This window comes from Nesterenkonia massiliensis (genome assembly GCF_000455245.1).
Taxonomy (GTDB): Bacteria; Actinomycetota; Actinomycetes; order Actinomycetales; family Micrococcaceae; genus Nesterenkonia; species Nesterenkonia rhizosphaerae.
The window spans coordinates 7,193-14,578 of sequence record NZ_HG005172.1 but is presented as its reverse complement, the minus strand read 5'-3'; the positions used below and the strand labels follow the sequence as shown (position 1 = coordinate 14,578).

Here is a 7,386-nt window from a genome sequence, read left to right as displayed (position 1 = left end):
AGTCATACCGTCAGGATTGCCCTCGTCGATCTGCGCAAACAGTTCCGGGGACCCTACTCCCCCGGTCTCCGGGTCCACGGTGGCGCGCATGATGCGGCCTTCGCTGGTCTCGGCGAAGTACATCGTGCTGCCATCAGCGCTGAACGCCGGGCCGTTGGGGATGGTCATGGGTGCATGAACCGTGCTGATCTCTGCTGAGTTGATCTCTGCTGTGCTGATCTCTGCCGGGCCTGATCCGCGGGTCTGCACACGGGCCAGCAGCCCCTGACCTTCCTCGCCCTGCTGACCCATGGCTCCCGGCCAGAACCCCCCATGAGGGTCAGCCACGGCGTCGTTGACCCGCTGCTCAGCACTGTCCACCGGCAGCTGCGCAATCAGCTCGCCCGCGATGAGCAATCCTGAGCCGTCAGCTGCTGGAACCAGACGGATGACCGAGGTCCCGGCTGCAGCGATCCAGCCGCCGCCTGCGGTTCTCGCCGCTGCACCGAGGGGGACATCCAGGTCTGCACGCAGCACCAGCCCAGCATCAGGCTCACCAGTGGTGGAGAACAGCCTGCCGCTGGGGATGTCCACGCAGATGAAGTGCTGATCCCCAAAGCCTGCGCGTGCAGCTGCCTCGGTCCCGATGCAGCGGGCCCCCTCGCTGAGGGGGAACCGCCGGTCATCTACAGCTTCCCAGTCACCAGTGATGACAGAAGTTGAGTGGGTCGAACCATGGGCGGTGGATGCACTACTCATACCGCCAGCCTAGAGCCCGTGCCGCGGCACCGGAACCCCCGCATGTGGCGGATCTGCTGTGGGCACCCCCGCTACGGCGCTGCCTGGTCGCTCGCTGCAGTGCCGTCCGGTCACACGCTTTACCATGCCGAGTTCACGATACCTATCCGGATACGGGGTGGTATTGCGAAAACCGCATGGTAAAGCGGCCGGTAAGGAGAATCGGCGAGCCAGGCGGCCCCGGCGGGCCAGGAGGTCAGTAGCGCCAGGACCTCAGTAGCGACGGGCGGCGTCGGGGTTCTCGTCGATCTCGCGACGGACTTCACCGGCGATCTTGCGCTCCACGATAAAGCTCAGGAACGGCACCACGCCGCCGAGGACGATCACGACCAGCCGGCCGATCTTCCAGCTCATGAGGTACCACAGCCGGAATCCGGCGATCACATAGACCACGTAGATCCAGCCGTGCACCACCGCCACCCAGTAGGAGATGCCGGTGCCATCAACTACCGAGTCCTTGGGGTGGAAGCCCAGGGTGTTGGCCGCGCCGTCGGCAGTGGTGCCTCCGGCATAGAGCTCGTAGCCGAAGCCGTAGTCCATGATCATCTTGGCCACCAGGATCAACAGCATGATGCCAGTGACGAAGGCGAAGATCTTGTAGAAGGTCAGCGAACCGCTGATCTGGTCCACGGTGCCGGCGAAACGGCGCTTCTTCGGTCGCTGCGGCGCGGCGGGGACTGCGGATGCAGAGCCGCTGCCTGCGCCGTCGCGCTGGGTGGGATGATCAGAGGCTGGGTTCTCAGACACGGGGTTCTCAGACACGGGATTCTCCGGCACTGCTGGTTTCCTTCTGTTCGAGGGCGCGGGCGGCCTCGTGGTTGGCGATCTTCTCGGCCTCTTCGGGGCTGTGGCCGGCTTCATTGGCTTCTAAGTAGGCGCGTTTCCAGTGGGCTTCCCATTCGCGGTCCAGACGCTCGTCCTCAAGCCGCTTCTGGTGAGCATCTTTGACCATGCGCCACCACAGGTAGAAGGCGAATCCGGCGAAGACCACCCATTCCACCGCGTAGAACAGGTTCAGCCAGTTGACATCGGAGCCTTCTGGCTGTGGGCCCACCCATACCGGTTCAAGGGACGACGACGCCCCGGCGGCCTCTCCGCTGAAGTCCACCACGTATCCGGAGTAGGAATCCTCACCCCAAATATTGATCAGTTCTGCCACCGAGAGCGTGGGCAGCACACCCCTGGGAAGATCACGTGGGCCTCCACCCGGGGCCTCAGTGGGCAACAGCCGGCCCTGAAGCTGCAGCTCACCGGCAGGAAGCTCACCGACGTCGGGAGCGCTTCCCTGCTGACCTTCGGGCACCCAGCCGCGGACCACGGGGATGACCTCGTCTTCGGGGGCACCGTTGACGCGGAAGGCCGCTACAGACCAGAAGCCGTCCTCGCCATCGCGGAGCCGGTCATTGATCATCACCTGGGTGTCTTCCACGAATTCACCGCTGAGGTTCACGATGCGGTCGGCCTCATAGATGGTGATCCCGCGGCGGGGTTCGTAGATATCGGTGAGCTCTACGGGTTCTTCGGTGATCTCCTGGACGGGGTTTCCCTCGCTGCGACTCTGGCCGAACTGCCAGGCTGAGAGCACCACGAAGACGGTGGCCAGCAGGAGCGCGAGCCCCAGCATGGCGATCCATTTGGGCTGCTTGGCAGTTTCGAGCACCTGATAAGGATACGCGTCATAGCAAAAGTTCTACAGTCGGTAGAAATTCTGCGGCATCGCCGCGGGGAAGCCCGGATTTCTGTGATCGCGGCGACAGTGTAAGTATGGGAACCATGATGCGACTGGATCACGTTTCCTTTGCGGTTGGGCCTGATGGCATGGAAGCCACTGTTGAGCGGATCACCTCCGTTCTCGGTGTAGAGCGGGTGAAGGGTGGCATCCATCCCCGCTTCGGCACTCGCAATGCGATCATCCCGCTGGCCGGCCACAAATACCTTGAGGTTGTTGAGGTGCTGGACCATCCCAGCGCGGATAAGGCGCCCTTTGGTCAGGCCGTGCGCAACCGGTCGCAGGTCGGCGGCGGCTGGATGGGCTGGTGCGTCACCGTTGATGACCTGACCCCCTTTGAGGAGCGCCTCGGGCGCCGTTCAGTGCCGGGCAACCGAAAATTTCCCGATGGTCAGGAACTGACCTGGCAGCAGATCGGCATCAAGGGGCTCATCGCCGACCCCCAGGTGCCTTATCTGCTGCGCTGGGATGAGGGCACTGAGCACCTGCACCCCTCCCGCGCCTATGATCCCCAGGCCAAGCTGATCAAGCTGGCCATTGCCGGTTCCCCGCAGCGCGTGGCCGATTGGCTGGGTGAGCCGGACGCTGACCCGTTTGACGACGTCGCGGTGGACTGGATCGCACCATCGGGCACCCCGGGCATTATGAGCGTGACGTTCTCCACCCCGAAGGGCGAAGTCACCATTTAAGGCTTCAGCAGCACTTTGCCGACGGCGCGGCCTTCGGCGAGGATGCGGTGGGCCTCAGCGGCCTGATCCAGCGGCAGCACAGTGTCCACCATGGGTTTGATCTGCCCGGATTCAATGAGCGGCCACACGTTTTCGCGCACTGCCGCCACAATTTCCGCCTTTTCATGGAGGGGGCGGGCGCGCAGTGTGGTGGCAGTGACCGAGGCGCGTTTGCTCAACATCAGTCCCAGGTTCAGCTCAGTGCGCATCCCACCCATAGTGCCGATGATCACCAGGTGCCCGTTGTTGGCCAGGGATTTCAGGTTCGGCTCCAGGTAGGGGGCGCCGATGATGTCGAGGATGACATCGACGCCGCTGCCACTGGTCTCTTCGGCAACACGTTCGGCGAAGTCCTCGTCACGGTAGTTGATGGCGACGTCGGCGCCGAGCTGCCGGGCGGCGTCGAGCTTCTGTGCGCTTCCTGCGGTGGTGAACACCCGAGCACCCAGGGCGTGAGCCCACTGGATGGCGTGGGTGCCGATTCCGCTTCCGCCACCGTGGACCAGCAGTGACTGCCCAGGTCTCAGACCAGCGACCATCCCGATATTGGAATAGACGGTGCATGCCACCTCTGGCAGCGCCGCGGCCTCCTCGAGGCTGATCCCGGCGGGGATGGGCAGCAGCTGCTCGGCCGGAACGGCCACCTGTTCTGCATAGCCGCCGCCGGTCAGTAATGCGCAGACCTCATCTCCTATCGACCAGCCCGTTACTCCCTCGCCCAGTGCTGCGATGGTGCCGGAGCACTCAAGCCCCAGAATTTCGGAGGCGCCAGGAGGCACCGGGTATTTGCCGCGGCGCTGAAGCAGATCGGCGTTATTGATGCCGGCAGCAGCCACGGTGATCAGCACTTCGCCGGGGCCGGGAGCGGGGGCATCCACTTCGGTGAGGTTCAGGACATCTTCATCGCCGGGGGCGTCGAAAGTGATGGCACGCATAGCAGCCACCATACTCAGCTGGCCTTCTTCTTCTGGCTCTGCGACTCCGCCTCGTCCTGCTTCTCGTCGTCCTTGGCGTCTTTTTTGGCCGGTTTCTTGCCGTCCTTGGAGGTTTTCCGGCGGGCATCCACTGATTTCTTCAGCGCCTGCATCAGGTCCACCACATTGCCCTCACCGTCGTCATCCTCATCGGTCTCACCGAAAGTAGCCTCGGTGTCGATCTCTTCACCGTGCTCCAACTTTTCTTCGATCAGGGTCTGCAGCTGCTCCTGGTATTCGTCGTTGAAGCGTTCAGGCTCGAAGTCCTCGCTGTAGGACTCCACCAGGGAGGCAGCCATCTCCTGTTCCTTCTTGGAGATCCGGGACTTGGGGATGTCGAACTCAGGCTCACGCAGCTCATCTGCCCAGCGCAGCCCTTGCAGGACGATCACGTCATCGCGCACCCGCAGCACACCCAGACGGGTCTTTGAGCGCAGGGTGAAGGTCACGATCGCGACCCGCTCGGCGTCTTCCAGTGTGCTGCGCAGAAGCACGTACGCCTTAGCCGATTTGCCGGCCGGCTCCAGATAGTAGGACTTATCAAGGACCATGGAGTCGATCTGGTCCTCTGGCACGAACTGCTCGACCGCGATCTCTTTGGACTCATCGGCTGGAAGGTCTTCGAGTTCCTCTTTGGTGAGGATCACGGATTTCTCGCCGTCGTCATAGGCGCGGTCAATGTTCTTATAGTCGATGACCTTGTCGCAGACCTCGCAGCGGCGCTGGTACCGAATGCGTCCGCCGTCGGCATCGTGGACCTGGTGGAGGCCCACGTCATGGCTGGCAGTGGCGGAGTAGAGCTTGACCGGCACTGAGACCAGTCCGAAGGAGACTTCACCTGACCATATTGCGCGCATAGGACCATCAAATCACCGCTGACTTGTGAGTTCCCTGAATGCCGCTGCCGCCTATCATGGCAGGGACTGACTATGAGGCGATGAGAGAGGCACCGGCGATGGCGAAGAAGTTCACTGTGCACACCCAGACCGTGGGCGACGACGGCGAGACGGTGGTCTTCTTCCACGGCCTGTTCGGTCAGGGGAAGAACTTCACGCAGATCGCCAAGGGCTTGCAGCCACAGTTCCGTTCGGTATTGGTGGATCTGCCCAATCATGGGGGCTCGGATTGGACGGAGTCGTTCAGCTACATCGAGCAGGCTGATCTGGTGGCTGAGCTTCTGCGCAGCACTGTGGCCGCGGATGCTCCGGTGCATGTGGTGGGGCACTCCATGGGCGGCAAGATCGCGATGGTGCTGGCGCTGCGGGCTCCGGAGCTGGTGCGCAGCCTTGTAGTGGTGGATATGTCCCCGGTAGTGCGTGAGGACATGAGCGAGTTTGATCATCTGCTGGGCAGCCTGCGTGGGCTGGACCTGGAGTCGCTGGGGTCCCGGAGCGAGGCGGATGAGCAGCTGCAGGAACCGATCAAGTCGGCAATGGTGCGCGGTTTCCTGCTGCAGAGCCTGACGAAGGACTCCGAGGGCTTCCGCTGGAAGTCCAATCTGGAGCTGCTGCATAAGAGCCTGCCGGAGATCGGTGGGTGGCCGGAGTTCGAAGACACCCAGTACGAGGGTCCGGTGCTGTGGGTTGCTGGTGCGAAGTCCGATTATGTGCAGGAGGAATATGCCCCGGCCATGCGGAAGCTTTTCCCGCGCACTGTCCAGACCACTATCAAGCAGGCCGGCCACTGGGTGCATTCGGAGCAGCCGGCGGTGTTCACCGAGGTGCTCAAGCGGTTCTTAACCGGCCAGAACAGCTGAGCCGCTCACCGGGCTCACGCGTTGGCGAGAGCCTGCAGGTAGCGGGTGTTGACGTATAGCACTTCCCGCCCCTCTTCGCGCCTTTGCAGGACTTGTGCCTTCACCAGGGATGCCAGCCATTTTCTGGCAGTCGGCCGCGAGACGCTGCAGGCTTGCTCCACGTTGACGGTTCGTGTGTAGGGGCGGGCCGTCAACAGTTCGACCAGAGCGATGTTTCCGCCGGAGGGAACGGCTTCGGCCACAGCCGTTTTGATCTGCTCCTCCAACTCTTGCAGACGGTCGATGAGCTCCAATGTGGATGATGCTGTCTGCTGCACTGCATCCAGCATGAAGAGAGTCCATTCGAGAAACTCTCCGTGGGATGTGACGCGAAGCAGTCGGCGATAGTACTCATCCTTGTGGGCAATGATGTAACGGGACAGGTAGAGGACGGGGCTGGCCAGGAGTTCGTCCTTCACCAGCTGAAGGATATTGATGATCCTGCCAGTCCTGCCGTTGCCGTCGTCGAAGGGGTGGATCGCCTCGAACTGATAGTGAGCCAGCGCCATCTTGACCAGAGCGTCGTGCGTCCCAGGCTGATTAACGTACTGCTCCCACTCCCCCATGAGCCTGTCGAGCGTCTCATATCCGGTGGGCGGAGTGTAGATGGCAGCTTTTCGGCGGGTGCTGGCGATGATCGTTCCAGGGTTGCGCCGCAGCGTCACCTGTCGGCCGGCGAGTTCAGTGCAGATGGTCTCAGCGGTGTTGCGAGTGATGGTGCCCCGGTTTCGCACGAGCTCGAGCCCAGTGTAGAGCCCAGCTCGGTACCGGAGCGCCTCTTTGACGTCCGGGGATGCGCCTTCTTGGGTGTCGATGTGCCGGAAGAGCTCATCAGTGGTGGTGACGACGTTCTCGATCTCGGAGCTGGCCTGCGCCTCGATCACTGTCAGGGTGCTGAGAAGCACCTCAGGGTTAGGCAGGCGCCGCGCCGCCTGGTCCATGGCGGCCAGGGCGGACCTAGCCTCGATGAGCTTCTTGAGCACTTCCGCAGTCTCTACTTCCTGCTCGGGAGGCAGCGGCGGGAGGTTCTGGAAAGGTTGGCTCGGGTCCCAGGTTGGCGTGTCCGACATGGAAAGCATCTTTCCACGTTCCCGACGACGTGGAAAGGTTTCGCTGATTTTTTTCCACGTCGTGCCGAACCTGGCAAAAAAGTTTCCATATCGCACCTGCCGGTCCAGCAAACACCAAGCCCGCTGCGCCAACAATGGTCTGATCAGCAAGATCTCATAGGAGGCGATGGCGGGGATGGCGTCTAAGCAGCAGACGGTGACAGTGGCGGGCAAGAAACTGAAGCTCACCAGCCTGGATAAGGTCATCTTCCCGGAGACCGAGACCACCAAAGCTGAGGTCATCGAGTACCTGCAGACCGTGGCGCCGGCGATG

At 62.4% G+C, this 7,386-nt stretch carries 8 protein-coding genes; 2 read left to right on the top strand and 6 right to left on the bottom strand.

Going from position 1 to position 7,386, the window contains the following annotated elements; translation table 11 throughout:
- The 3 genes from TX78_RS10755 to TX78_RS10745 all read right to left on the bottom strand — a co-directional run.
- Positions 1 to 738 (bottom strand): SMP-30/gluconolactonase/LRE family protein (locus tag TX78_RS10755; protein WP_158644338.1); only part of this gene is annotated, 738 nt, incomplete at its 3' end.
- Between the two features lie 252 nt (positions 739 to 990).
- A complete protein-coding gene (locus tag TX78_RS13345; protein ID WP_233722250.1) occupies positions 991 to 1,539 on the bottom strand; it encodes a DUF3817 domain-containing protein in 549 nt (182 codons plus the stop codon).
- Entirely contained in the window at positions 1,532 to 2,437 is a 906-nt protein-coding gene (locus tag TX78_RS10745) for an SURF1 family protein (protein WP_049897840.1), read from the bottom strand. The genes TX78_RS13345 and TX78_RS10745 overlap by 8 nt, the downstream gene beginning before the upstream one ends.
- A 113-nt stretch (positions 2,438 to 2,550) precedes the next feature.
- On the opposite strand from TX78_RS10745, the gene TX78_RS10740 reads away from it, so the two are divergent.
- Positions 2,551 to 3,195: a VOC family protein gene (locus tag TX78_RS10740; protein ID WP_044496279.1), complete on the top strand. Its 645-nt coding sequence runs from the start codon at positions 2,551 to 2,553 to the stop codon at positions 3,193 to 3,195.
- On the opposite strand, the gene TX78_RS10735 is transcribed toward TX78_RS10740, so the two are convergent.
- Both TX78_RS10735 and ku read right to left on the bottom strand, forming a co-directional pair.
- Positions 3,192 to 4,169 (bottom strand): NAD(P)H-quinone oxidoreductase, encoded by a 978-nt coding sequence (locus TX78_RS10735; RefSeq protein ID WP_044496277.1) that lies wholly within the window; start codon positions 4,167 to 4,169, stop codon positions 3,192 to 3,194. The two genes, TX78_RS10740 and TX78_RS10735, sit on opposite strands and share 4 nt — an antisense overlap.
- A gap of 14 nt (positions 4,170 to 4,183) precedes the next feature.
- Positions 4,184 to 5,065: a non-homologous end joining protein Ku gene (ku, locus tag TX78_RS10730; protein WP_044496192.1), complete on the bottom strand. Its 882-nt coding sequence runs from the start codon at positions 5,063 to 5,065 to the stop codon at positions 4,184 to 4,186.
- 80 nt (positions 5,066 to 5,145) lie between these two features.
- On the opposite strand from ku, the gene TX78_RS10725 reads away from it, so the two are divergent.
- Positions 5,146 to 5,964, top strand: a complete 819-nt coding sequence (locus TX78_RS10725; RefSeq protein WP_233722249.1) for an alpha/beta fold hydrolase — start codon at positions 5,146 to 5,148, stop codon at positions 5,962 to 5,964.
- Between the two features lie 14 nt (positions 5,965 to 5,978).
- Here TX78_RS10725 and TX78_RS10720 read toward each other — a convergent pair whose 3' ends face one another.
- Positions 5,979 to 7,073: a Fic family protein gene (locus tag TX78_RS10720; RefSeq protein WP_044496191.1), complete on the bottom strand. Its 1,095-nt coding sequence runs from the start codon at positions 7,071 to 7,073 to the stop codon at positions 5,979 to 5,981.
- Positions 7,074 to 7,386 lie beyond the last annotated feature (313 nt).

What these genes read in the sequence shown, in the direction of transcription:
- TX78_RS10740 (WP_044496279.1), top strand. Translation starts at nt 2,551, where the DNA reads ATGATGCGACTGGATCACGTTTCCTTTGCGGTTGGGCCTGATGGCATG.
- TX78_RS10735 (WP_044496277.1), bottom strand. Translation starts at nt 4,169, where the DNA reads ATGCGTGCCATCACTTTCGACGCCCCCGGCGATGAAGATGTCCTGAAC.
- ku (WP_044496192.1), bottom strand. Translation starts at nt 5,065, where the DNA reads ATGCGCGCAATATGGTCAGGTGAAGTCTCCTTCGGACTGGTCTCAGTG.
- TX78_RS10725 (WP_233722249.1), top strand. Translation starts at nt 5,146, where the DNA reads ATGAGAGAGGCACCGGCGATGGCGAAGAAGTTCACTGTGCACACCCAG.
- TX78_RS10720 (WP_044496191.1), bottom strand. Translation starts at nt 7,073, where the DNA reads ATGTCGGACACGCCAACCTGGGACCCGAGCCAACCTTTCCAGAACCTC.